The sequence below is a fragment of the Microvirga lenta genome (assembly GCF_020532555.1).
Classification (GTDB): Bacteria; Pseudomonadota; Alphaproteobacteria; order Rhizobiales; family Beijerinckiaceae; genus Microvirga; species Microvirga lenta.
Genome location: NZ_JAJBBR010000010.1, coordinates 153,839 through 175,205, shown reverse-complemented (window position 1 = coordinate 175,205; position 21,367 = coordinate 153,839). Strand labels below are relative to the sequence as shown.

Genomic DNA, 21,367 nt, shown 5'->3' with positions numbered 1-21,367 from the left:
GGGGCGGGGCCCCCCTGGGTTCCCCCAAACCACCTGGGGGGGCGGGCGCGGGGGGGCCCCCCGCTTTTCCCTTGACGTCGCCCGTCGGTGCAAATCCGCCGGGTCAGCTGGGGCAAGAGGCCCCTAACCCTGCAATGAGCAGCGGGACAGCGAGACCATGAATTTCGTCGTTACAGGCATAGGCGCGGGCCTCGTCTCGGCCCTTCTCACGGCAGTCGTCGTCAAGGCGACGCCGCTGGCGGCCGTCCTGTATCTGCTCGCCCCCATTCCCGTCCTGATCGTCTCCCTCGGCTGGAACCACCGGTCCGGCCTCGTGGCCGCCGCCGTGGGCGGCCTTGCGATCGCGGCTTTCCTGTCTCCCCTGAGCGGCCTCGGCTTCGCGGTCGTCACCGCCCTGCCGGCCTGGTGGCTGGCCTATCTCGCCCTCCTCGGCCGCCCCGCCGCGGACGGCACCATCGAGTGGTATCCGCTCGGGCGGCTCCTGGCCTGGGTCGCCGCGACGGCGGCGCTCACCATCGTGGCGACGGCCGTCATCTCGACGGGGGGCGATTACGACGCGTTCTTCGGGAATGCCCGCGAAATCTCGGAAGCCTTCATCAACCTGCAATTCCCGCCCGGCGGCGAAGAGGCGGCCGACGCGGCGGAGCGGGGAGAGCTGATCGACGCCTTCGCCCGGGCGACCCCGTTCCTTTCGGCGCAGGGCTTCACCACCGTCCTGGCCCTGTACCTCTGGGCCGCGGGCAGGATCGTGCTGCTGTCCAAGCGGCTGCCCCGCCCCTGGCCGGAGGTTCCGGAACTCCAGATGCCGCGCCGGGTGGCCCTGCTTCTGGTCGTCGCCATCGGCCTCGCCATGATCGACGGCTTCATCGGCGTCTTCGGCTTTGCCCTCGCGGGCGCGCTGTTCATGGCTTTCGCCCTGCAGGGGCTGGCGGCCATCCACGACCGCACCCGCGGGAAGCCGGCCCGCCTCTTCCTGCTGACGGGCCTCTACGTGCTCGTCTTCATGACCCAGGGACTCCTGCTGGTGCCCCTGTCCCTGTTCGGCATCGCCGACAGTGTTTTCGGCCTCCGCCACCGGTTCGGATCCGGCAAGGCGGGACCGAGGCAGCCTCCGACCCTTTCAACCTGATCACGAACGTCAAAGGAGAAAACAGATGGAAGTGATCCTTCTCGAGCGCGTCGCCAAGCTCGGCCAGATGGGCGAGACCGTCAAGGTCCGTCCGGGCTACGCACGCAACTACCTCCTGGCCCGCGGCAAGGCCCTGCGCGCCACCAAGGCCAACAAGGAGCACTTCGAGGCTCAGCGCGCCCAGCTCGAGGCTCGCAACCTCGAGCGCCGCAAGGAAGCCGAAGCCGTCGGCGAGAAGCTGGACGGCCAGAGCTTCACCATCATCCGCCAGGCCGGCGAGACGGGCGTCCTCTACGGTTCGGTCTCGACCCGCGACCTCGCCGAGATCATGACGGCCGGCGGCTTCACCGTCGACCGCAACCAGGTCGTCCTCAACCAGCCGATCAAGACGCTGGGCCTGCACGCCGTGCCGGTCTCGCTCCACCCGGAGGTCGAGGTCCAGGTCACGATCAACGTCGCCCGCAGCCCCGAAGAGGCCGAGCGCCAGGCTCGCGGCGAAGCCGTCAGCACCCGCGAGGAGACCAACCTCGACGATCTCGGCCTCGAGGTCGGCGCGGCTCTGGCGGATGCCGGAGACGTCGAGCTCTAATCGGCTACGGTTGTTAGAGTTCTCGTTTTGTTCTAAAATGGCGCTTCCCATCGATTCGATGGGGAGCGCTTTTTCGTTGGCGGCGGCGCAGGCCGGGGAGTCAAGCGAGGCCGTCCGCGAAAAGGTGCGTCGTGTGAGAATCGAGGACAATGAGGACAAGAGAACCGGATTGGGCAGGAGTCTTAATCTGTGTCCGGCCGGTCACCTTTCGGTAGCGGAATCCCGCTAAGAAGACCGCAACCCCTTCCCTCGTTTACGGAGCGCCAGATGGCCACCGCCAACGCCCTGATCGCCCGCATTGAGGCTGCCGAGCCGCAATATCGCGCGCCGCCGAGCAACATCGATGCCGAACAGGCGCTGCTGGGCGCGATCCTCGTCAACAACGACGCCTATTACCGGGTTTCCGACTTCCTCCTCGCCGAGCACTTCATCGAGGATCTGCACCGGCGGATCTACGAGGTCGCGACCGATCTCATCAAGGCCGGCAAGATCGCGACCCCGATCACGATGAAGACCTTCCTGGGCGACCAGGATCTCGGCGGCACGACCCCCTACCAGTACCTGGTCCGCCTCGCCGGCGAGGCCACGACGGTGATCAACGCCGAGCATTACGGCCGCACGATCTACGACCTCGCCATCCGCCGCAAGCTCATCGGCATCGGCGAGGACATGGTGAACGTCGCCTACGACTCGCCCGTCGACAGCCCGCCGCGGGAGCAGATCGAGGATGCCGAGCGCCGGCTCTACGAACTGGCGGAATCGGGCCGCTACGACGGCGGCTTCCAGCGCTTCTCGGACGCCCTCACAGCAGCCATCGACATGGCGGCGGCGGCCTACAAGCGCGAGGGCGCGCTCTCGGGCATCTCGACCGGCCTCATCGACATGGACCGGACCCTCGGCGGGCTCCAGCCTTCCGACCTGATCATCCTGGCGGGCCGTCCGGCGATGGGTAAGACATCGCTCGTCACCAACATCGCCTTCAACATCGCCAAGGCCTACCAGGCCGAGAAGCAGCAGGACGGCAGTCTCAAGACCGTGAATGGCGGCATCGTCGGCTTCTTCTCCCTCGAAATGTCGGCCGAGCAGCTCGCGACCCGTATCATCGCCGAGCAGTCCGGCGTCCCCTCCTACAAGATCCGCCGCGGCGACATGCGGGAGGACGATTTCTACAAGATCACCGAAGCCGCCCGGGAGATGCAGTCGATCCCGTTCTACATCGACCAGACCGGCGGCATCTCCATCGCGCAGCTCGCGGCCCGCGCCCGCCGCCTCAAGCGGCAGCGCGGCCTCGACGTGCTGATCGTCGACTACCTTCAGCTCCTCTCCGGCTCGTCCAAGAAGGGCGAGAACCGCGTGCAGGAGCTGACCGAAATCACGACGGGCCTCAAGGCGCTCGCCAAGGAGCTCTCGGTCCCGCTGATCGCCCTGTCCCAGCTCTCCCGTCAGGTGGAGGCCCGCGACGACAAGCGGCCGCAGCTCGCGGACCTGCGTGAATCGGGCTCGATCGAGCAGGACGCCGACGTGGTCATGTTCGTTTACCGCGAGGAGTATTATCTGAAGAACAAGGAGCCGAAGCCCGGCACCGAGGAATACTTCAAGTGGCAGGCCGAAATGGACCAGGTCCACGGCAAGGCGGAGGTCATCATCGGCAAGCAGCGTCACGGACCGACCGGTACCGTGCAGCTCGCCTTCCAGGCCGACATCACCCGCTTCACCAACCTGGCGGACGAAGACAAACTCCCTGAACGGATGGGCGATTGAACAGAGTTTCCGTACCAACAGACCCGCAGGGCCGCATTCCCGAAAACGCGGCCGGCGGCCTCCTCCAGATCGATCTCGATGCCCTGGCTTCGAACTGGCGCGCCCTGCGGGAGCAGGCCGCCGGGTCGGAGACGGCTGCCGTCGTCAAGGCCGATGCCTACGGCACCGGCATCGAGCAGGCGGTTCCCGCTCTCCAGCGCGCCGGCTGCGGCACCTTCTTCGTCGCGCATCTGAGCGAGGCGATCCGCGCCCGCGCGGCGGCGCCCGGTGCCGCCATCTACGTGCTCAACGGCCTGCTGGCCGGCACCGGTCCCACCTACGCCGATCACGACCTGCGCCCCGTCCTCGGCTCCTCGGAGGAGATCGAGGAATGGGCCGGGTTCTGCCGCGCGCAGGGGCGGCGCTTCAAGGCGGCCGTCCACGTGGATACGGGCATGAACAGGCTCGGCCTCACCGTGCGGGAGGGCCTGGTCCTCAAGGACAGGCCCGAGCTGAAGGATTTCGAACCCGCCCTGCTCATGAGCCACTTCGTGAGCGCGGAGGAGAGCGACAATCCGCTGAACCGGCGCCAGATCGAAGCCTTCCAGGCGATCCGGCAGACCCTGCCCGGGCTTCCGGCCTCGCTGGCGAATTCCTCCGGCATCTTCCTGGCCGCGAAGCCGCATTTCGATCTCGTGCGGCCGGGCTATGCGCTCTATGGCGGCAACCCCACACCGGACCGGGACAATCCCATGCGCCCGGTCGTCGGGCTGGAGGCGCGCATCGTCCAGCTGCGCTGGATCGAGCCGGACGAGACCGTGGGCTATAACGGCCGCTGGACCGCCCTCGAAAGGCGCCGCGTCGCCACCATCTCCGTGGGCTATGCGGACGGCTATCCGCGCTCGGCCAGCAACCGCGGCAACAGCGGCGAGACGGTGCTGGCCGGCATGGCGCTCGTCGCCGGCCACCCCTGCCCCTTCGCGGGCAACGTCTCCATGGACCTGATCGCGGTGGACGTGACGGAGGTGGCGGGCCGGGTGAAGCGCGGCGACACCGTCACCCTGATCGGCGGGACCCTCACGGTGGACGAGGTTGGCCGCCGGGCCGGCACCATCGGCTACGAGATCCTCACCGGCCTCGGCTCCCGCTATACCCGCACCTATCGCGGAGGAGAAGGCTGATGGCGAAGCGTCAACCCTCCTTCGCCTGCCAGAGCTGCGGCGCCGTCTACAACCGCTGGAAGGGCAAGTGCGAGGCCTGCGGCGGGTGGAACACCATCGTCGAGGAAACCGGCTCGGCCAATCCCATGGTCGGCCCGGTCGCCACGCGCCCCTCCCGCGCCAAGGGACGGGTCTTCCCCCTCGAGGGTCTCGCCGGAGAGGCCAAGGAGGCGCCGCGCGTGGCGTCGGGCATCGCCGAGCTCGACCGGGTGACCGGCGGCGGCTTCGTGCACGGCTCCGTCATCCTGCTCGGCGGCGATCCCGGCATCGGCAAGTCCACGCTTCTGATGCAGGCCACCGCCGCCCTCGCCAATCGGGGGCACCGGGTCGTCTACATCTCGGGCGAGGAGGCCGTGGCGCAGGTCAGGCTCCGGGCCGAACGCCTCGGCCTCGCCAACGCTCCCGTCGAGCTCGCCTCCGAGACCAACGTGGAGGACATCGTCGCGACCCTGACCCAGGGCCCGCGCCCGGCGCTCGCCATCATCGACTCGATCCAGACCATGTGGACCGAGACCGTGGAATCGGCTCCCGGCACAGTGACCCAGGTACGCGGCAGCGCCCAGGCGCTGATCCGCTTCGCCAAGACCTCGGGCACTGCCGTCATCCTCGTCGGCCACGTCACCAAGGACGGGCAGATCGCGGGTCCGCGCGTGGTCGAGCACATGGTGGACGCGGTGGCCTCCTTCGAGGGCGATACCGGCCACCATTTCCGCATCCTGCGCGCCGTGAAGAACCGCTTCGGCCCGACCGACGAGATCGGCGTGTTCGAGATGTCGGACCAGGGCTTGCGCGAAGTGCCCAACCCGTCGGAGCTGTTCCTCGCGGGGCGCGACCTCGCGACGCCGGGCACCGCCGTCTTCGCGGGAATGGAGGGCACGCGCCCGCTCCTCGTGGAGATCCAGGCCCTCGTGGCGCCCACCTCCCTCGGCAATCCGCGCCGCGCGGTCGTCGGCTGGGACCAGAACCGGCTCTCCATGGTGCTGGCGGTGCTGGAGGCCCATGGCGGGCTCAAGCTCGGGATGCACGACGTCTATCTCAACGTGGCGGGCGGCCTGCGCATCACGGAGCCCGCAGCGGATCTCGCCGCCGCCGCCGCCCTCGTCTCATCCCTGTCGGGCAATCCGCTCCCGCCCGACACGGTCTATTTCGGCGAGATGGGCCTCTCCGGCGCCATCCGCCCGGTGGCCCAGGAACAGGCGCGCCTGAAGGAAGCCGCCAAGCTCGGCTTCTCCAACGCAGTCTCACCTGCGCCGCGCGCCGACAAGAAAGGCAAGGAACGCCTCCCCCTCCCGGCCTCGGCCATCGGGCACATTACGGATCTGGTGGCGGGAATTGCCGCGAGGCGGCGGAAGGCGTCCTAGGACCACTCCCGATCTGTCCATAGCTAGGCGGAAGGTCGTGCGGTCTGCTGTTCGCGTGGCGCCTGCCCGGCGCTTCTCGAAAGGTCGATGCCGTGGGTTGCACCGCAGACGCGATGGCGGCTTAGGCCATCCGTCCTATTGGCAGGCCAATTGATACTTTGTAGCGTTCGATCGATTGCGCCCTGGGGGGCCGTAGACAGAAAAGAACCTCGACAATGGCTAGCATCACGCTTTCCAACAACACGATCCAGGAATGGGATGTATCCGGCTGGTACCGGGAGGTCGGCATTCTCAGCGTCAGCGGCGGGCAGCAAAACGAGACCTTTACCTTCAGCCTTTCCGACACTTTCGGCGGGACGTTCAAGATCGAAGCCACCAATAACGGACAGTACCGGCTGACCGCAGACGTTTCGAAGCTGGACTACGAGAATCCCGACCTCAACCAGTTTCTGGTTGGCATCAGCGCGTCCGGGAGCAACGGCACCAATATCTCGGCCTCGACCTTCACCGTGAATGTGACGGACAATAACGACGATCCGTCCGATATCATCGTGACCGGAGGCACCATCAGCCGGAATGCAGGTCCAGGAGGTATCGCGGCCGAACTCAGCACCGTCGATCAGGACGTCGGCGATACACACGAGTACGCCTTGTACGACGTCAACGGCTATCCTTTCGGAGTGAGCGATCCTTACTTCAAGATCGAAGGGAACAAGGTCGTATTGAAAGGAACCGCCCAGCCGCCTTTGGGAACTTATCAGCTTCGGGTGGGGACCGAAGACAGTCAGGGCAGGACCCATATCGAAGAGATCACTCTTACCATCACGGATGGCGGGGCGACGCCTCCGGACAACCCTGCGCCCGTGCCCGCACCCACCAACGGCACGCCGAAGAACGACCGGCTTTCCGGCACGGAGGGCGCCGACGTTCTCAACGGCCTCTCCGGCAACGATAAGATCTTCGGCCTGGGCGGCGACGACATCATCAACGGCGGCGCCGGCAAGGACCAGCTCTATGGCGGCGCGGGCATGGACACCTTCGTGTTCGACAGCCGCGCGAAGAAGGGGCAGTTCGACCACGTGAAGGACTTCGTCTCCGCCGACGACACCCTGCAGTTCGACCTCTCGGCCCTCAAGTCGTTCAAGGTCAAGAGCCTGAAGAAGGACCTGCTGGCCTTCGCCAAGAAGGGCAAGGGCAAGGACGACATGGGCAAGCCGGACAAGAAGAAGGTCTCGGTGGGCCTGGACAAGGTGTTCAAGGAAGGCAAGCTGGAGAAGAAGTTCTTCAAGATCGGCAAGCCGAAGGACGTCAACGACTTCGTCACCTACGACAAGAAGAAGGGCGTGGTTTATCTGGACGTGGACGGCTCGGGCAAGGCCAAGGGCATCGAGATCCTGAAGGTGAAGCCGGGCACCACCATCACGGCGGACGACTTCCTGTTCATCTGATCGCCGGCCCTGCCGCAAACGAACCGAACCCCGGCGGCCCTCCGCCGGGGTTTTTCCATGCCTGCCCAGCGCTTCGCGCGGCCCTGCGGCCGCCCCGTTCACATGGTTCGGGGCCGGTCCGAAGACTTGGCTCCTAAGTCGGCCAAGCTTCCGACAGCCGTGGGGTGACGAACCGCATTCTTGAGGGTATACAGCCCGAGCCCTGAACCCGCGAATGCGGCCCCACCCTGTTCTCTGCGTAGGCTTGGCTTATGTCCTTTTCGGTTCTGGATCTGGTCGTCATCGGCGTCGTCATCATCTCGGCGCTCCTGGCTGCGGTGCGCGGCTTCACGCGCGAGGTGCTCGCGATCGTCGCCTGGCTGGTGGCCGCTGCGGCAGCCTGGTACCTGCACCCGATGGCCCTGCCCCTGGCGCAGCAATACATCAGCAGCAACACGGTCGCGCTGGTGGCCGCCATCGGCGGCATCTTCGTCATCACCCTCATCGTCGTGTCCATCATCACGGTCCAGATCTCCGACCTGATCCTCGATTCCCGGATCGGCGCCCTGGACCGGACCCTGGGCCTGGTCTTCGGCGCGGCACGCGGCTTCCTGATCTGCGTGATCGGCTGGGCCTTCATGAGCTGGCTGCTCCAGGGCAAGAACCCGGAATGGGCCACCGCTTCGCGCACCCGGCCGGCCATGGAGGACACGCGGGACAGCATCATCGCCATGCTGCCGGAAAACGCGGAAGCCCTGATCCAGCGGCTGCGGGAGCGCGGCGCCCCGGATGCGGAACCCGCCGAGCCGGTCGAGCCCGATCCGCAGCGCGGCACGGCCCCGGCGGCGCCGGGCGCTCCGGCCCCTGCGACCCAGCCTCCCCCGCGCCGCGGCTGAGCCATTCGGCTCGCGCATCGGGGGGCGACAGGAATAGACATTGGCTAACGGTTTGAGAGTCACTACATAGCGCTCTCACGCCGTTGGTGTGGCGTGCACCCAAGGAAAAGATGATGGCTGCTCTGTCTGAGACGTGGCAGGTCCAACCGAAGCAGGTGGACCTCGACCTCGACGGCGATACCCTGCGCGAAGAATGCGGCGTGTTCGGCATCTACGGCCACCCGGATTCGGCGGCCATTACCGCGCTCGGTCTCCATGCCCTCCAGCATCGCGGCCAGGAGGCGGCGGGCATCGTCTCCTTCGACGGCCACGTCTTCCATTCCGAGCGCCGGCTCGGCCTCGTCGGCGACAGCTTCTCCGACCGGGCGATCATCGAGCGCCTGGAGGGCCTCTCGGCCATCGGCCACGTGCGCTATTCCACCACCGGCGAGACCGTGCTGCGCAACGTGCAGCCTCTCTTCGCCGAGCTTGACGGCGGCGGCTTCGCGGTGGCCCACAACGGCAACCTCACCAACGGCCTCACCCTGCGGCGCAACCTCATCCGCGACGGCGCCATCTGCCAGTCCACCACCGATACGGAGGTGATCGTCCACCTGGTCGCCCGCAGCCGGCAGGACCGGGTCGTCGACCGCTTCGTCGAGGCGATCCAGAAGATCGAGGGGGCCTATGCCCTCGTGGCCTTGACCAACAAGAAGCTGATCGGCGCCCGCGACCCGCTGGGCATCCGCCCGCTGGTGCTGGGCGAACTCGACGGCCGCTACATCCTCACCTCCGAGACCTGCGCCCTCGACATCATCGGCGCCCGCTTCGTCCGCGACATCGAGAACGGCGAATGCGTGGTGATCTCGGACGAGGGCATCGAGTCCTTCCGCTTCGCGCCCAAGCAGGCGCCCCGCCCCTGCATCTTCGAATACATCTACTTCGCCCGTCCCGATTCCATCGTGAACGGCAAGAGCGTCTACGAGGTGCGCAAGGGCATGGGCCGCGAGCTGGCCCGGGAAGCCCCGGCCGATGCGGACGTGGTCATTCCGGTGCCGGATTCCGGCGTGCCGGCGGCCCTGGGCTTTGCCCAGTCCTACGGCCTGCCCTATGAACTCGGCATCATCCGCAACCACTATGTCGGCCGCACCTTCATCCAGCCGACCCAGTCCGTGCGCGAGCTCGGCGTGCGCATGAAGCACTCGGCGAACCGCTCGGCCATCGAGGGCAAGCGGATCGTGCTCGTGGACGACAGCCTGGTGCGCGGCACCACCTCGGTGAAGATCGTGCGCATGATGCGCGAGGCCGGCGCCAAGGAGGTCCATTTCCGCATCGCCAGCCCGCCGATCACCCATCCGGACTTCTACGGCATCGACACGCCCGAGAAGGAAAAGCTACTCGCCGCGACCCACAACCTCGAGCAGATGCGGGAATATATCGGCGCGGATTCGCTGGCCTTCCTGTCCATCGAGGGCATCTACCGGGCCATGGGCGAGGAGGGCCGCAATCCGGACCAGCCGCAATTCACGGATCATTGCTTCACCGGCGACTATCCGACTGCGCTGACCGACCTGACCGTGGCCACCCCGCGCCGCCTCGCCCTTCTTGCCGAAGCCGACTGAAGACTCATGGACAAGCCTCTCTCGAACCGCGTTGCGGTCGTCACCGGCGCCTCGCGCGGCATCGGCCGCGCGGCGGCCCTCGCCCTGGCCGAGGCCGGCGCGCACATCGTCGCCCTCGCCCGCACCCAGGGCGCGCTGGAGTCGCTCGACGACGAGATCCGCGCCAAGGGCTCCACGGCCACCCTCGTTCCGGTAAACCTCAAGGACTTCGAGGCCATCGACCGCCTGGGCGCCGCGATCTACGAGCGCTGGGGCAAGCTCGACATCGTCATCGGCAATGCGGGAATCCTGGGCGAACTCGCCCCGATCACCCATGTCGACCAGCCGGTCTGGGACGAGGTGATGGCCATCAACGTCACGGCGAATTACCGCCTGATCCGCTCCCTGGATCCGCTGCTGCGCGCGTCCGATGCGGGCCGGGCCGTCTTCGTGACCTCGGGCGCCGCCCATAAGTGCAAGGCCTATTGGGGCGTCTATTCGATCTCGAAGGCCGCCCTCGAGGCCCTGGTCCGCACCTATGCCGCCGAGACGGTCACCACCCCGGTCAAGGCCATGCTGCTGAGCCCCGGGGCGCTTCGCACCAACATGCGCCGCGCGGCGATGCCGGGAGAGGACCCGCTGACGCTGAAGACGCCGGAAGACCTCGCCCCCCATTTCGTGAAGCTCGCCCTGCCGAGCTGGAACGAGACCGGCAAGATCTACGACTTCACCCTCGGCGGAAAGGTGATCGAGCCGCAGATGCCGGCTTGAGCGAAAGACCCCATCAGCAAAAATGGCCGGGCATCGTCCCGGCCATTTTCGTTCGCAGGCTCTGAATTCCGGCTGCGGAGGAAGCCCGGCGCTTCTACTTCCGCCCCTTGTCGAACGGGTTCTGCCCCATCCGGAGCGACACGCGGATCGGCACGCCCGGAAGCTCGAAGGCTTCCCGGATGCCGTTCACCAGATAGCGGGTGTAGCTCTTCGGCAGGGCATCGAGCTGGTTGCCGAAGATGGCGAAGTGCGGCGGTCGGGACTTCACCTGGGTCATGTAGCGGATCTTGATCCGGCGTCCGGAGACGGCCGGAGGCGGGTTGGCCTCGATCGCCTCTCCGAGCCACTGGTTGAGCCGCGCGGTCGAGATGCGGGTGTTCCAGGTCTGGTAGACCTGCATGACCGCCTTCATGAGCGGATCAATGCCGCTGCCGGCGAGGCCGGAGACCGGCACCACGGGCGCGCCCCGCACCTGCGGCAGCAGGCGGGTGGCCTTTTCCTTGAGATCCTTCAGCAGGCCCGGCTGATCGGCCACCAGATCCCACTTGTTGACGCCGATCACGAGGGCGCGGCCCTCCTGCTCGATGAGATCGACGATGGAGAGGTCCTGTTTCTCGAAGGGAATCGTCGCATCCAGCAGCACGACGACGACCTCGGCGAACTGCACGGCGCGCAGGGCATCGGCGACGGAGAGCTTTTCCAGCTTGTCCTCGACCCGCGCCCGCTTGCGCAGCCCCGCCGTGTCGAACAGCTTGATCGGCCGGCCGCGCCACTGCCAATCGAGAGAGATGGAATCGCGGGTGATGCCGGCCTCGGGGCCGGTCAGCAGCCTCTCCTCGCCCACCATGCGGTTGATGAGGGTGGACTTGCCCGCATTGGGGCGGCCGACGATGGCGACCTTGAGCGGCTTGTTGGGATCCTCCTCGTCTTCCTCGTCCTCGTCGGGCTCGGGGAAGTGAGGCATCAGGGCCTCGAACAGATCGGCAAGACCCTCGCCATGTTCGGCCGAGAAGGGAATCGGATCGCCCAGGCCCAGCGAGAAGGCATCGTAGGCCCCGGCCATGCCCGCGCCGCCCTCGGCCTTGTTGGCGATGAGGATGACGGGCTTGCCGGAGCGGCGGACCATCTCCGCAAAGGGACGGTCGGCGGGCAGGATGCCGACGCGGGCGTCGATGACGAAGAGGATCACGTCGGCATCGCCGATGGCGGCTTCGGTCTGCGCGCGCATGCGGCCGAGGAGCGATTCCTCCGTCGCCTCTTCGAGCCCCGCCGTGTCGACGATGCGGAATTCCAGGTCGCCGAGACGCGCCTCGCCTTCACGCCGGTCGCGGGTTACGCCCGGGCGGTCGTCGACCAGGGCGAGTTTCTTGCCGACGAGGCGGTTGAACAGGGTCGATTTGCCGACATTCGGCCGCCCGACAATGGCGACGGTAGGCGTCATGTCCTGCCTCTCCCTTTTGTAAACTACTGCGTGACCTGAACGGCGCCGCCAGCCACCAGGGCGGTGTAGATCGCGAGGCGCTGCCTCAGAGCCGAGGGCGTCTCGCGGTCGGCCGCGATCTGGTCGAACCACCGGCCGGCGTAATCCATGTCATTGGCTTTCAAGCCTGAGAGGCCAAGAAGTTCCCTTGCGGAATGGCGCCATGCATTCGTCGGCACGGCCAAACGCTCCAGGGCTGGGCGCAGTTGCGCCGGATCCGCCGTGTCGAACCGGAGCCACGCGGCGCGCAGGCGCGCCAGATCCTGCCAGAGCGGGCTCAGGCTGGAATCGTTGGCAAGGGCCTCGTAGGCCGACGCGCCGTTCTCGGCGTTCTGGCTTCCGAGTTCGGCCGCGAGACGGAAGCGGGAAAGGAAGCCGTATCCGCTGCCGTCTTCCTTCGCGAGGGCTTCCAGGGCGGCCTGCGCCTCCTGGTTCTTTTCCTCGCGGGACAGCTGCAGAGCTTCCTCGTAGCGCAGGGCGGCAGCCTGGGACTGGGCTTCCTGACGGTACTGCCAGTAGCGCCAGCCGCCGACGGCGACGACCACGAGAAGCGCAATGCCGATGATGACACCGCTGTAGCGGTTCCAGATCTGGGCCATCTGGTCGCGGCGATATTCCTCGTCGACCTCGCGGATGAACTCGTCTTTCGGAGCCATACTTGTTCTGCGGCCTCGGGGCCGCCTCCTCCATCGAAGTGGGTCGCCTAGCACACGCCCCCGCCCAAGGCGAGAGGCCGATCGCATCGCAGGCTTTTTTCTTGAAACCCTTCAATAGGGATGGCGCGGGCCCGAGAAAAGCCCTGCGGCGCAGGATCCGGCGGCTCAGGCCGCTCCGGGCAGGACGGGAACGCCGATCAGGAGCGGGTGGAGCCAGACCACGAAGGCGATGTAGACGACCGTACCGATGGCGATGGCGAGAGCGTCGTTCCGCAGGCCCGCCGGCGGCTCCAGGGGCGCCCCGTGGGGAACGGCCTCGTCGCGGCGCTTCACGCTGATGCGCGCCGCCACCGCCCAGGCCAGGAAGGACCCGAACAGCACGATGGAGCCGAGGTCGCCGTTGGCGAGGAGATGCGCCAGCGCCCAGACCTTCACGCCCGCGAGCATGGGATGCTTCAGGGTCCGCTTGATCCGCCCGGGCAGATAGGCCGCCACGAAGAAAACGAAGGCGAACCAGACCAGGAGCAGCGCCAGGTGGCGGGTCCAGACCGGCGGATCCCACACCGGGATGTAGCCCGACCCGCGGTATTGCCCGTAGCCGATGGAGATCAGCACGATTCCCGCCAGCGACAGCAGGGAGTACAATCCCTTGTAGGGCCCCTCGCCCAGTCTTGCGACAAGCGAGGCGCGGCTCTTTCGCGCCATGCTGAAGGCATGGGTGCCGAGGAAAACGATCAGGCCCAGAACAAGCAGCGTCACGGTCGCCCCCTTGAGGTCAGGCTCTTATAGCCGCGCCTGCGGCAAGACACCACCACCGCCTTGCTCCCTTCGCCTGCTCACTTGCGGCCCTGCAGCATACCGGAAGCAGGATCGGCAGCGGACCTGCCCGCAAGTTTCGGCTCTCCCGGAAAGCCTTGGGCTGCCTAAACTTTTAACAACGGGGTATCTTGCGACACGAAAGTATCCCCGCTACTGACCCGGAACCATTCATTAGACTATTGCGGCACTAGCGAAGCCGGAGCATCTCCGTTAGCTAGGCTGCAATTTCAAACCAATAACGACAGGGGGGAAGACAGGTGGCAGCGCTCCTTCAGCTATCCCGCATCATCGACGCCATCAACGAGCGCGTCGGCAAGACCGCGGCCTGGGCCATCGTGATCGCGATCCTGGTCTCGGCCATCAACGCCATCATCCGGCGTCTCTTCGGCGTTTCCTCGAACGCCTGGCTCGAGCTGCAATGGTATCTCTTCGGCGCGGTCTTCATGCTCTGCGCCGCCTGGACCCTGAGGGTCAACGAGCACATCCGCATCGACATCATCTCGAACAAGCTCTCCAAGCGGGGACGGGACACGATCGACCTGATCGGCCATCTGTTCTTCCTGTTCCCCTTCGTGGCGCTGATGCTCTACCTCTCGGTGCCCTACTTCATCCGCTCCTACGAATCCGGCGAGGTCTCCTCCAACGCGGGCGGCCTGCTGATCTGGCCGGCGAAGGGCCTCATCCTCCTGGGGTTCATCTCGCTGGCGCTCCAGTGGCTGAGCGAACTCATCAAGCGCATCGCGATCATGCGGGGCCAGCTCGTCGACGAGCATGCCGCGACCGGTCACCACAGCCCTGAAGTGGAGGCGGAGCGGCTCATCGCAGAACTGGCCGAGAAGAACGCCACTTCAGGCGGCGAACCTCCGGGCGACGGCATCCGCTGACCCCGTAGAGCGCCCTGTTATTCGTATTCCGGAGTTTTCCGTCCATGGCTGAGCTCATCGCCCAGAACCTCGCGCCGATCATGTTCGTGGCGCTCGTCGTCTTCCTGCTCCTCGGCTACCCGGTCGCCTTCGCCCTGGCGGCCAACGGCCTGCTGTTCTTCTTCATCGCGGTGGAGCTCGCCCCGCTGGCGCCGGAGACCATCAACCTCTCCTGGCCCCTCCTCCAGGCCATGCCGGACCGCGTCTACGGCACCATGTCCAACGAGGTGCTGCTGGCGATCCCGTTCTTCACCTTCATGGGATACATCCTGGAACGCTCCGGCATGGCGGAGGACCTGCTCGACACCATCGGGCAGCTCTTCGGCCCGGTGCGCGGCGGTCTCGCCTATGCGGTGGTGTTCGTGGGCGCCCTGCTCGCCGCCACCACGGGCGTGGTGGCCGCTTCCGTCATTTCCATGGGCCTGATCTCGCTGCCGATCATGCTGCGCTACGGCTACGACCGGCGCCTCGCCTCCGGCATCATCGCGGCATCGGGCACCCTGGCCCAGATCATCCCGCCCTCCCTCGTCCTCATCGTCATGGCCGACCAGCTCGGCCGCTCCGTGGGCGACATGTACGAGGGCGCGTTCCTTCCGGGCCTCATCCTGTCGGGCCTTTACGCCAGCTACATCTTCCTCGCCTCGATGATCAACCCGAAGGCTGCGCCCGGACTGCCGCTGGAGGCCATCGGTTACCGTGAGCCCAACGGCTCGCGCGGCGTCTGGCAGCTCGGCGTCCTCGTCCTGTTCTCGGGCCTCGTCGGCTACTACGTCCTGTCCCAGACCGAGACCCGCGCCGGTGCGGACTTCGTGATCCTCACGATCTGCGTCAGCACGGTGGTGGCCCTGATCTGCGCGCTCATGAACAAGGCCTTCGGCGCACGGCGGCTCGTCGGGTCGGTCGTGGTGACGGCGGCTCTCGTCGGCCTCTACCTGTTCCTGCAGCAGCAGAACAACGAGGCCCTTACCCTCACCACCGAGATGGTGGCTGCCGGCGCAGTCTACGCTCTCGCGGTCGGCCTGATCGAGCGCTTCACGGGCTTCCGCCTGATGTCGCGGATGGCGGAGCAGGTCACCTTCGTCATGGTGCCCCCGCTCCTGCTGATCTTCCTCGTGCTCGGCACCATCTTCATCGGTCTGGCGACGCCGACCGAGGGCGGCGCCATGGGGGCGCTCGGCGCCGTGCTTCTGGCCGCGGCCAAGCGCAGGATCGACAACAACCCCAACCGCTTCAACTTCACCATCATCCGTCAGGCCACCGAAGCCACCGCGAAGCTCTCCGCCTTCGTGCTCTTCATCCTCATCGGCGCCCGCGTGTTCTCGCTCACCTTCTACGGCGTGAACGGCCATATCTGGGTGGAGCACCTGCTGACCTCCCTCCCGGGCGGTCAGGTGGGCTTCCTGGTCTTCGTGAACATTCTGGTGTTCTTCCTGGCCTTCTTCCTCGACTTCTTCGAGCTGGCCTTCATCATCATCCCGCTCCTGGGACCGGCGGCGGAGAAGCTCGGGATCGACCTGATCTGGTTCGGAGTCATGTTGGGCGTGAACATGCAGACCTCGTTCATGCACCCGCCCTTCGGCTTCGCCCTGTTCTTCCTGCGCTCGGTGGCCCCGAAGGTGTCTTACGTCGACCGGGTGACCGGCAAGCGCATGGAGCCGGTGACCACGGGCCAGATCTACTGGGGTTCGGTGCCGTTCGTGTGCATCCAGCTCATCATGGTGGCGATCGTCGTGCTCTTCCCGCAGATCGTGATGCACTACAAGGCGGCGGGCCCGGTGGTCGATCCGGAAGCGGTGCAGCAGAAGCTCGACGAGCTGCTGATCCCCGGCCTCGGCGCCCCAGGCGAACCCGGCGGCCTGCCGGGCCTCCCCGGCCTCAACTTCGACGAGCCGCCGAAGATTCAGTAAGGCGGACGTCGCAACGAAAAACAAAGGGCAGGCTCATGGCCTGCCCTTTTCGTTGGACGGATCGAAACGGCGGCTTACTTGCGGCGATACAGTCCTGTGAAAGTCACGTTCGCTCCGCCGCACATTCCGTTGTCCTTCACCAGCAGGTACGAACCGAGGCGGCGCATCTGGACCTTGCAATCCACGTCGTCGGCCTCGTTGAAGGGAAGCGTGCCGTTTTCGCCCATGCCGAAGGAGAGGTTCGCGCCCTCGGCCTGCGTCTCTCCCTCCAGGGTGCCGATATGGACTCCGCCGCGCTCCACGCGCCCGGGATCCAAGGCGCCCCAGGTCGCATCCCCCTCGATCCTGAAGGCGTCGGGCCGCGCCCCCGGCGCGATGCGGATCGTACTTTCGGGACCGCTGCGCCATTCGCCGATCCAGTCGCCTTTCCGGACTGCCCCTGGATCCTCCACCCGTGTCACAGCGGCTCGGGGAAACCATCCATAGGTCGTGCGCCCCTTGCGGTCGGCATAGCTGACGCAGACGAATTCGCCCGAACTGCCGGTGACGACCACCTCGTCGCCGGGAACGAGATAGGCCTTGTCCTGGCAGACGGCGCTGCTGTTGGGGCAGCCTTTCTGGAGAACGCCGAGCTTCACGAACCTCACCCGCGGGGAGAGGTCGTTCACCTTCCCCAAGGGCACATCCACGTCCGGTCCGAGATTGTCGAGCCAGGAACCGAACGGGAAGCAGTCGGGACTCTCCGCGATCGCGGCATCGGCCCCGAAAACGCCGAGGAACGCGAAAGCCGCCGCTCCGATTCCATGCCGTGCGATCATGGTCTTCCTCCGGACCGGACCTGTTCTTCGCGGCTCAGCGAACCGCCTGCTCGTACTGCTCCGCCTTGAACCCGACGATGAGGCGGCCGTCGAGGTCGAGCACGGGGCGCTTGATCATGGAGGGTTGATCGAGCATGAGCGCGAGCGCCCTGCCCTCGTCCAGGCCGGTCTTGTCGGCGTCCGGGAGCTTGCGGAAGGTGGTGCCGGCGCGGTTGAGAAGCGTCTCCCAGCCGAGGCTGCGAACCCAGCTCTCGAGCCGGGCCCGGTCGATCCCTTGAGCCTTGTAGTCGTGGAACGCGTAAGGCACGCCGTTGGCATCGAGCCAGGCGCGCGCCTTCTTCACCGTGTCGCAGTTCTTGATGCCGTAGAGCGTCGCGGATGACGTCGGCATCGGCTCACTCCCACTCGATGGTGCCGGGGGGCTTCGAGGTGATGTCGTAGGTGACGCGGTTGATGCCCTTGACCTCGTTGATGATGCGGGTGGCCACCTGGCCGAGGAACTGCATCGAGAACGGGTAGAAATCCGCCGTCATGCCGTCCACCGAGGTCACGGCGCGAAGCGCACAGACATGGTCGTAGGTGCGCCCGTCGCCCATCACGCCCACGGTCTTGACCGGCAGCAGCACGGCGAAGGCCTGCCAGATGTCGTCATAAAGGCCGGCCTTGCGGATCTCATCGAGATAGATCGCATCCGCCTTGCGCAGGATGTCGAGCTTCTCGCGGGTGATCTCGCCGGGCACGCGGATGGCGAGGCCCGGCCCCGGGAACGGGTGGCGGCCGACGAAGGCCTCGGGCAGGCCGAGCTCGCGGCCCAGCACCCTCACCTCGTCCTTGAACAGCTCGCGCAGGGGTTCCACGAGCTTCATGTTCATGCGCTCAGGGAGACCGCCTACGTTGTGGTGGCTCTTGATGGTCACCGACGGGCCGCCCGTGAACGAGACGCTCTCGATCACGTCCGGATAAAGGGTGCCCTGCGCCAGGAAGTCGGCGCCGCCGATCTTCTTGGCCTCCTCGTCGAACACGTCGATGAAGAGCCTGCCGATGGTCTTGCGCTTGACCTCGGGATCGGACACGCCTTCGAGCGCCCCGATGAACAGGTCCTGCGCCTGCACGTGGACCAGCGGGATGTTGTAGTGATCCCGGAACAGGGTGACCACCTGCTCGGCCTCCGCCGCGCGCAGCAGCCCGTGGTCGACGAAGACGCAGGTGAGCTGGTCGCCGATGGCCTCGTGGATGAGGACCGCCGCCACCGCCGAGTCGACGCCGCCCGAGAGGCCGCAGATCACCCGGCCGGTTCCGACCTGGGCGCGGATGCGCTCGATGGCCTCCTCGCGGAAGGCCTTCATGGTCCAGTCGCCCTTGCAGCCCGCGATATCGCGGACGAAGTTGCGGATGAGCTGCGCGCCTTCCGGCGTATGCACCACCTCCGGGTGAAACTGGACGCCATAGAACTTGTGCGCCTCGTCCGCCACCACGGCGAAGGGGGCGTTCTCGGACCTGGCCAGCACCTCGAAGCCCTCGGGCAGCCTGGTGACCCGGTCGCCATGGCTCATCCAGACCGGATATTTCTTGCCGACCTGCCACACGCCCTGGAAGAGCGGGCTCTCGGTCAGCACCTCGACCTCGGCCCGGCCGAATTCCGAATGGTGGCCGCCCTCGACCTGCCCGCCGAGCTGCGCCGCCATGGTCTGCTGGCCGTAGCAGATGCCGAAGACCGGCAGGCCGGTCTCGAACAGGTCCTTCGGCGCGCGGGGCGAGGCATCGGTCGTCACCGATTCCGGTCCGCCGGACAGGATCACGCCCTTCGGCTTCATCTCCCGGATGGCCTCGGCGGCTTTCTGGAACGGCACGACTTCGGAATAGACGCCGTCCTCGCGGACGCGCCGCGCGATGAGCTGGGTCACCTGCGATCCGAAGTCGATGATGAGGATCTTGTCGTGGGATTGGGTCATGGCGCGGTGCTTACGGCGTTGGAACTGACAACAATGGGATGAGGCTCGCTTACGGGCTTCGCCTCAAAACAGCAACGTAAAAGCCGTCAGTGCCCGTCCTGAGCGGCGTCATCTGCAGCCCGTGGAGGGTCGGACGGACCGATCCTTCGAGGTCCTTCAGGCCCGCGGCCTCCAGAACCTCGGAGACGGGAACCGGAGCAAAGCCCGGGTGGCGCTCCATGAAGCTTGAGAGCGCATCGTCGTTCTCTTCCGGCAGGATCGAGCAGGTGATGTAGACGATCCGCCCGTCCGGCCTCGCCAGGGAGGCAGCCCGGTCGAGCACCGCCGCCTGCTCCTTGAGGCGCGTTTCAAGGCTGCCGGGGCGCAGGCGCCACTTGGCGTCCGGGTTGCGCCGCCAGGTGCCGACGCCGGTGCAGGGCGCGTCGACGAGAACGCAGTCGATGCGCCCGTCGAGATCGGAAACGGCATCCGCCTTGCCGCGCGGCGTGCGAACCTGGACGTTGCGGACCCCTGCCCGCGTCAGGCGGTCATGGATGGGCGCGAGGCGGCGGGCGTCGTTGTCGGTGGCGTAGATCTGCCCGTGATTGTCCATCATGGCGGCAAGAGCGAGCGTCTTGCCGCCGCCGCCCGCGCAGAGGTCCACCACCTGCTCGCCCGGCTTCACAGCCGAGAGCAGGGCCGCGAGCTGCGAGCCTTCGTCCTGGATCTCGACCCAGCCCTTCAGGAATTCGGGCTCCGCCTGGACGGCGGGGCCGCGACCGTCCTCGCTGGGGGCGATGCGCAACCCTAAGGGCGAGAGCGGGGTCTCGACCGCGCCGAGATGGGGCAGCGCGTCATGCGCCTCGTCCCGGGTCGGAACCTTGAGCGCGTTCACCCGCAGGTCGAGAGGCGCACGGGCGGTCAGGGCCTGGAGTTCCGGCACGAGCTCTTCGCCGAAGAGACGGCTCAGGGACGGTGCGATCCAGTCGGGGAAGTCGCCCGCGACATGGGCCGGAGCCTCGTCGAGGCTAGCGCTCCCGAGCCGCTCACGTTCCGTCTCCGTCAGGGGTTCGGGGGCGAAGCGCTCGCCCGAGCAGAGAGCGGCGATCTGGTCGACCGTGAGGCCGCGCTGAAGGCGCAGCATTCCGAGCACGACGCTCCGGGGAGAATTGTCCCCCATGATCCAGGCGGCGGACGCCTTGCGGCGCAGGGCGTCGTAGACGAGGCTCGCGATGGCGGCCCGGTCCTTCGAGCCGGCGAAGCGGTGGGACAGGCCCCAATCCTTGAGGGCGTCGGAAGCCGGGCGACGACGGGTCTCGATATCGCCGAGAACCTCGATGGCGGCGGAGATGCGGGCGGCAGGTGTCATCGGAAAGTCACACCCAAGCTTGGCCGTATATTCGACACAATGTTACCTTGCTTCGATCCAGATGCGCCACGAAAGCAGAGCCGTGCGCGCATCCCGCGCGCTGCTTTTCTGGAGCCTTTCTCGATGTTGACCAGTCTGACTCGCATTGTCGCTGTCGGTCTCACTCTTGCAATCGCGGCCTGCGCCACCACGCCTCCGCCCGCCGTCGATCTCACCCCGCCGGCGCGCAAGGCCTACGATGCCAAGACCCAGCTCGAAAGCGGCCGGATGTAGTTTGAAGGAACGGGGTGGGCGCAACGCCCACCCCGCCCCCGGATCAGATGGCGGCCTCGGCCGCGAAGATCTGCACCGCGAAGATCACCCACATCAGCATGAGGATCAGCGCGCCGATCAGGAAGACCTGGAAGCGCCAGGAGACCTTGTTGACCGTGGCGTAGATGTAGGCATGGACCAGCCGGGTCGCCACGTAGAGCCAGGACAGGACCACGAAGGTCAGGTCCGCCTTGCGGGTCACGAGCGCCAGCGCCACCAGCACATAGAACAGAACCGGCAGCTCGAACTGGTTGTGGAAGGTGTTGACCACCTGCTGCGTCTGTCGCGGCCAGTTGCGCTCACCGAGCGCGATGTCCTTCACCTTCACCTCGCCCGATCTGATGACGGAGATGCGCGACCGTCCCATCCAAAAAAGCAGGAAGAAGGTCAGGGCGACCTGGACGAAGACCGGCAGGAGAATGGAGGTGACGCTCATGGA

20 protein-coding genes are annotated in these 21,367 nt (G+C 66.6%); 12 read left to right on the top strand and 8 right to left on the bottom strand.

What is annotated here, in order from left to right; genetic code table 11:
- Nucleotides 1-157 precede the first annotated feature (157 nt).
- The 9 genes from LGR44_RS16805 to LGR44_RS16765 all read left to right on the top strand — a co-directional run bounded on the left by LGR44_RS16805 (nucleotide 158) and on the right by LGR44_RS16765 (nucleotide 10,713).
- On the top strand, nucleotides 158-1,129 hold the full coding sequence (locus LGR44_RS16805; RefSeq protein ID WP_226741859.1) for a DUF2232 domain-containing protein: 972 nt from the start codon (nucleotides 158-160) through the stop codon (nucleotides 1,127-1,129).
- 25 nt (nucleotides 1,130-1,154) lie between these two features.
- The gene (rplI, locus tag LGR44_RS16800; RefSeq protein ID WP_226741858.1) at nucleotides 1,155-1,718 is read left to right on the top strand and encodes a 50S ribosomal protein L9; all 564 of its coding nucleotides are present in this window, start codon (nucleotides 1,155-1,157) and stop codon (nucleotides 1,716-1,718) included.
- 267 nt (nucleotides 1,719-1,985) lie between these two features.
- Nucleotides 1,986-3,479: a replicative DNA helicase gene (locus tag LGR44_RS16795; RefSeq protein ID WP_226741857.1), complete on the top strand. Its 1,494-nt coding sequence runs from the start codon at nucleotides 1,986-1,988 to the stop codon at nucleotides 3,477-3,479.
- Nucleotides 3,476-4,639 (top strand): alanine racemase, encoded by a 1,164-nt coding sequence (gene alr, locus LGR44_RS16790; RefSeq protein WP_264196575.1) that lies wholly within the window; start codon nucleotides 3,476-3,478, stop codon nucleotides 4,637-4,639. The genes LGR44_RS16795 and alr overlap by 4 nt, the downstream gene beginning before the upstream one ends.
- A complete protein-coding gene (gene radA, locus LGR44_RS16785; protein ID WP_226741856.1) occupies nucleotides 4,639-6,039 on the top strand; it encodes a DNA repair protein RadA in 1,401 nt (466 codons plus the stop codon). Before alr ends, radA begins: the two co-directional genes overlap by 1 nt.
- Nucleotides 6,040-6,254: 215 nt before the next feature.
- Nucleotides 6,255-7,487 carry a calcium-binding protein gene (locus LGR44_RS16780; RefSeq protein WP_226741855.1) on the top strand — a complete coding sequence of 411 codons (1,233 nt, stop codon included), beginning with the start codon at nucleotides 6,255-6,257 and terminating at the stop codon, nucleotides 7,485-7,487.
- A 251-nt stretch (nucleotides 7,488-7,738) separates the two neighbouring features.
- Nucleotides 7,739-8,362, top strand: coding sequence for a CvpA family protein (locus tag LGR44_RS16775; protein WP_226741854.1), 624 nt, complete (start codon nucleotides 7,739-7,741; stop codon nucleotides 8,360-8,362).
- 113 nt (nucleotides 8,363-8,475) lie between these two features.
- Complete coding sequence (gene purF / locus LGR44_RS16770) at nucleotides 8,476-9,963, top strand: amidophosphoribosyltransferase (RefSeq protein ID WP_226741853.1); 1,488 nt, start codon at nucleotides 8,476-8,478, stop codon at nucleotides 9,961-9,963.
- A gap of 6 nt (nucleotides 9,964-9,969) precedes the next feature.
- Entirely contained in the window at nucleotides 9,970-10,713 is a 744-nt protein-coding gene (locus LGR44_RS16765; protein WP_226741852.1) for an SDR family NAD(P)-dependent oxidoreductase, read from the top strand.
- A gap of 94 nt (nucleotides 10,714-10,807) precedes the next feature.
- On the opposite strand, the gene der is transcribed toward LGR44_RS16765, so the two are convergent.
- From der to LGR44_RS16750, 3 genes are all read right to left on the bottom strand, one after another.
- A complete protein-coding gene (gene der, locus LGR44_RS16760; RefSeq protein ID WP_226741851.1) occupies nucleotides 10,808-12,154 on the bottom strand; it encodes a ribosome biogenesis GTPase Der in 1,347 nt (448 codons plus the stop codon).
- 23 nt (nucleotides 12,155-12,177) lie between these two features.
- Nucleotides 12,178-12,849: a tetratricopeptide repeat protein gene (locus LGR44_RS16755; protein ID WP_226741850.1), complete on the bottom strand. Its 672-nt coding sequence runs from the start codon at nucleotides 12,847-12,849 to the stop codon at nucleotides 12,178-12,180.
- A 165-nt stretch (nucleotides 12,850-13,014) separates the two neighbouring features.
- On the bottom strand, nucleotides 13,015-13,608 hold the full coding sequence (locus tag LGR44_RS16750; RefSeq protein WP_226741849.1) for an NnrU family protein: 594 nt from the start codon (nucleotides 13,606-13,608) through the stop codon (nucleotides 13,015-13,017).
- Between the two features lie 317 nt (nucleotides 13,609-13,925).
- Between LGR44_RS16750 and LGR44_RS16745 the strand changes: the two genes are divergently transcribed.
- On the top strand, nucleotides 13,926-14,552 hold the full coding sequence (locus tag LGR44_RS16745) for a TRAP transporter small permease subunit (RefSeq protein WP_226741848.1): 627 nt from the start codon (nucleotides 13,926-13,928) through the stop codon (nucleotides 14,550-14,552).
- Between the two features lie 44 nt (nucleotides 14,553-14,596).
- Nucleotides 14,597-16,498, top strand: a complete 1,902-nt coding sequence (locus tag LGR44_RS16740) for a TRAP transporter large permease (RefSeq protein WP_226741847.1) — start codon at nucleotides 14,597-14,599, stop codon at nucleotides 16,496-16,498.
- A 74-nt stretch (nucleotides 16,499-16,572) separates the two neighbouring features.
- On the opposite strand, the gene LGR44_RS16735 is transcribed toward LGR44_RS16740, so the two are convergent.
- The 4 genes from LGR44_RS16735 to LGR44_RS16720 are packed head-to-tail and all read right to left on the bottom strand — an operon-like array spanning nucleotide 16,573 to nucleotide 20,616.
- Nucleotides 16,573-17,316, bottom strand: coding sequence for a hypothetical protein (locus tag LGR44_RS16735; RefSeq protein ID WP_226741846.1), 744 nt, complete (start codon nucleotides 17,314-17,316; stop codon nucleotides 16,573-16,575).
- A 34-nt stretch (nucleotides 17,317-17,350) separates the two neighbouring features.
- The gene (locus tag LGR44_RS16730; RefSeq protein ID WP_226741845.1) at nucleotides 17,351-17,707 is read right to left on the bottom strand and encodes an ArsC family reductase; all 357 of its coding nucleotides are present in this window, start codon (nucleotides 17,705-17,707) and stop codon (nucleotides 17,351-17,353) included.
- 4 nt (nucleotides 17,708-17,711) lie between these two features.
- Nucleotides 17,712-19,268, bottom strand: a complete 1,557-nt coding sequence (gene guaA, locus LGR44_RS16725; protein ID WP_226741844.1) for a glutamine-hydrolyzing GMP synthase — start codon at nucleotides 19,266-19,268, stop codon at nucleotides 17,712-17,714.
- A gap of 49 nt (nucleotides 19,269-19,317) precedes the next feature.
- Nucleotides 19,318-20,616, bottom strand: a complete 1,299-nt coding sequence (locus LGR44_RS16720) for an RsmB/NOP family class I SAM-dependent RNA methyltransferase (protein WP_226741843.1) — start codon at nucleotides 20,614-20,616, stop codon at nucleotides 19,318-19,320.
- 123 nt (nucleotides 20,617-20,739) lie between these two features.
- Between LGR44_RS16720 and LGR44_RS16715 the strand changes: the two genes are divergently transcribed.
- Complete coding sequence (locus tag LGR44_RS16715) at nucleotides 20,740-20,889, top strand: hypothetical protein (protein ID WP_226741842.1); 150 nt, start codon at nucleotides 20,740-20,742, stop codon at nucleotides 20,887-20,889.
- 43 nt (nucleotides 20,890-20,932) lie between these two features.
- On the opposite strand, the gene LGR44_RS16710 is transcribed toward LGR44_RS16715, so the two are convergent.
- Complete coding sequence (locus tag LGR44_RS16710) at nucleotides 20,933-21,364, bottom strand: MAPEG family protein (RefSeq protein WP_226741841.1); 432 nt, start codon at nucleotides 21,362-21,364, stop codon at nucleotides 20,933-20,935.
- Nucleotides 21,365-21,367 lie beyond the last annotated feature (3 nt).

Excerpts from the sequence above, each read along its gene's own strand:
- LGR44_RS16805 (WP_226741859.1), top strand. The coding sequence starts at position 158 with ATGAATTTCGTCGTTACAGGCATAGGCGCGGGCCTCGTCTCGGCCCTT.
- rplI (WP_226741858.1), top strand. The coding sequence starts at position 1,155 with ATGGAAGTGATCCTTCTCGAGCGCGTCGCCAAGCTCGGCCAGATGGGC.
- LGR44_RS16795 (WP_226741857.1), top strand. The coding sequence starts at position 1,986 with ATGGCCACCGCCAACGCCCTGATCGCCCGCATTGAGGCTGCCGAGCCG.
- radA (WP_226741856.1), top strand. The coding sequence starts at position 4,639 with ATGGCGAAGCGTCAACCCTCCTTCGCCTGCCAGAGCTGCGGCGCCGTC.
- LGR44_RS16780 (WP_226741855.1), top strand. The coding sequence starts at position 6,255 with ATGGCTAGCATCACGCTTTCCAACAACACGATCCAGGAATGGGATGTA.
- LGR44_RS16775 (WP_226741854.1), top strand. The coding sequence starts at position 7,739 with ATGTCCTTTTCGGTTCTGGATCTGGTCGTCATCGGCGTCGTCATCATC.
- purF (WP_226741853.1), top strand. The coding sequence starts at position 8,476 with ATGGCTGCTCTGTCTGAGACGTGGCAGGTCCAACCGAAGCAGGTGGAC.
- LGR44_RS16765 (WP_226741852.1), top strand. The coding sequence starts at position 9,970 with ATGGACAAGCCTCTCTCGAACCGCGTTGCGGTCGTCACCGGCGCCTCG.
- der (WP_226741851.1), bottom strand. The coding sequence starts at position 12,154 with ATGACGCCTACCGTCGCCATTGTCGGGCGGCCGAATGTCGGCAAATCG.
- LGR44_RS16755 (WP_226741850.1), bottom strand. The coding sequence starts at position 12,849 with ATGGCTCCGAAAGACGAGTTCATCCGCGAGGTCGACGAGGAATATCGC.
- LGR44_RS16740 (WP_226741847.1), top strand. The coding sequence starts at position 14,597 with ATGGCTGAGCTCATCGCCCAGAACCTCGCGCCGATCATGTTCGTGGCG.
- LGR44_RS16735 (WP_226741846.1), bottom strand. The coding sequence starts at position 17,316 with ATGATCGCACGGCATGGAATCGGAGCGGCGGCTTTCGCGTTCCTCGGC.
- LGR44_RS16730 (WP_226741845.1), bottom strand. The coding sequence starts at position 17,707 with ATGCCGACGTCATCCGCGACGCTCTACGGCATCAAGAACTGCGACACG.
- guaA (WP_226741844.1), bottom strand. The coding sequence starts at position 19,268 with ATGACCCAATCCCACGACAAGATCCTCATCATCGACTTCGGATCGCAG.
- LGR44_RS16720 (WP_226741843.1), bottom strand. The coding sequence starts at position 20,616 with ATGACACCTGCCGCCCGCATCTCCGCCGCCATCGAGGTTCTCGGCGAT.
- LGR44_RS16715 (WP_226741842.1), top strand. The coding sequence starts at position 20,740 with ATGTTGACCAGTCTGACTCGCATTGTCGCTGTCGGTCTCACTCTTGCA.
- LGR44_RS16710 (WP_226741841.1), bottom strand. The coding sequence starts at position 21,364 with ATGAGCGTCACCTCCATTCTCCTGCCGGTCTTCGTCCAGGTCGCCCTG.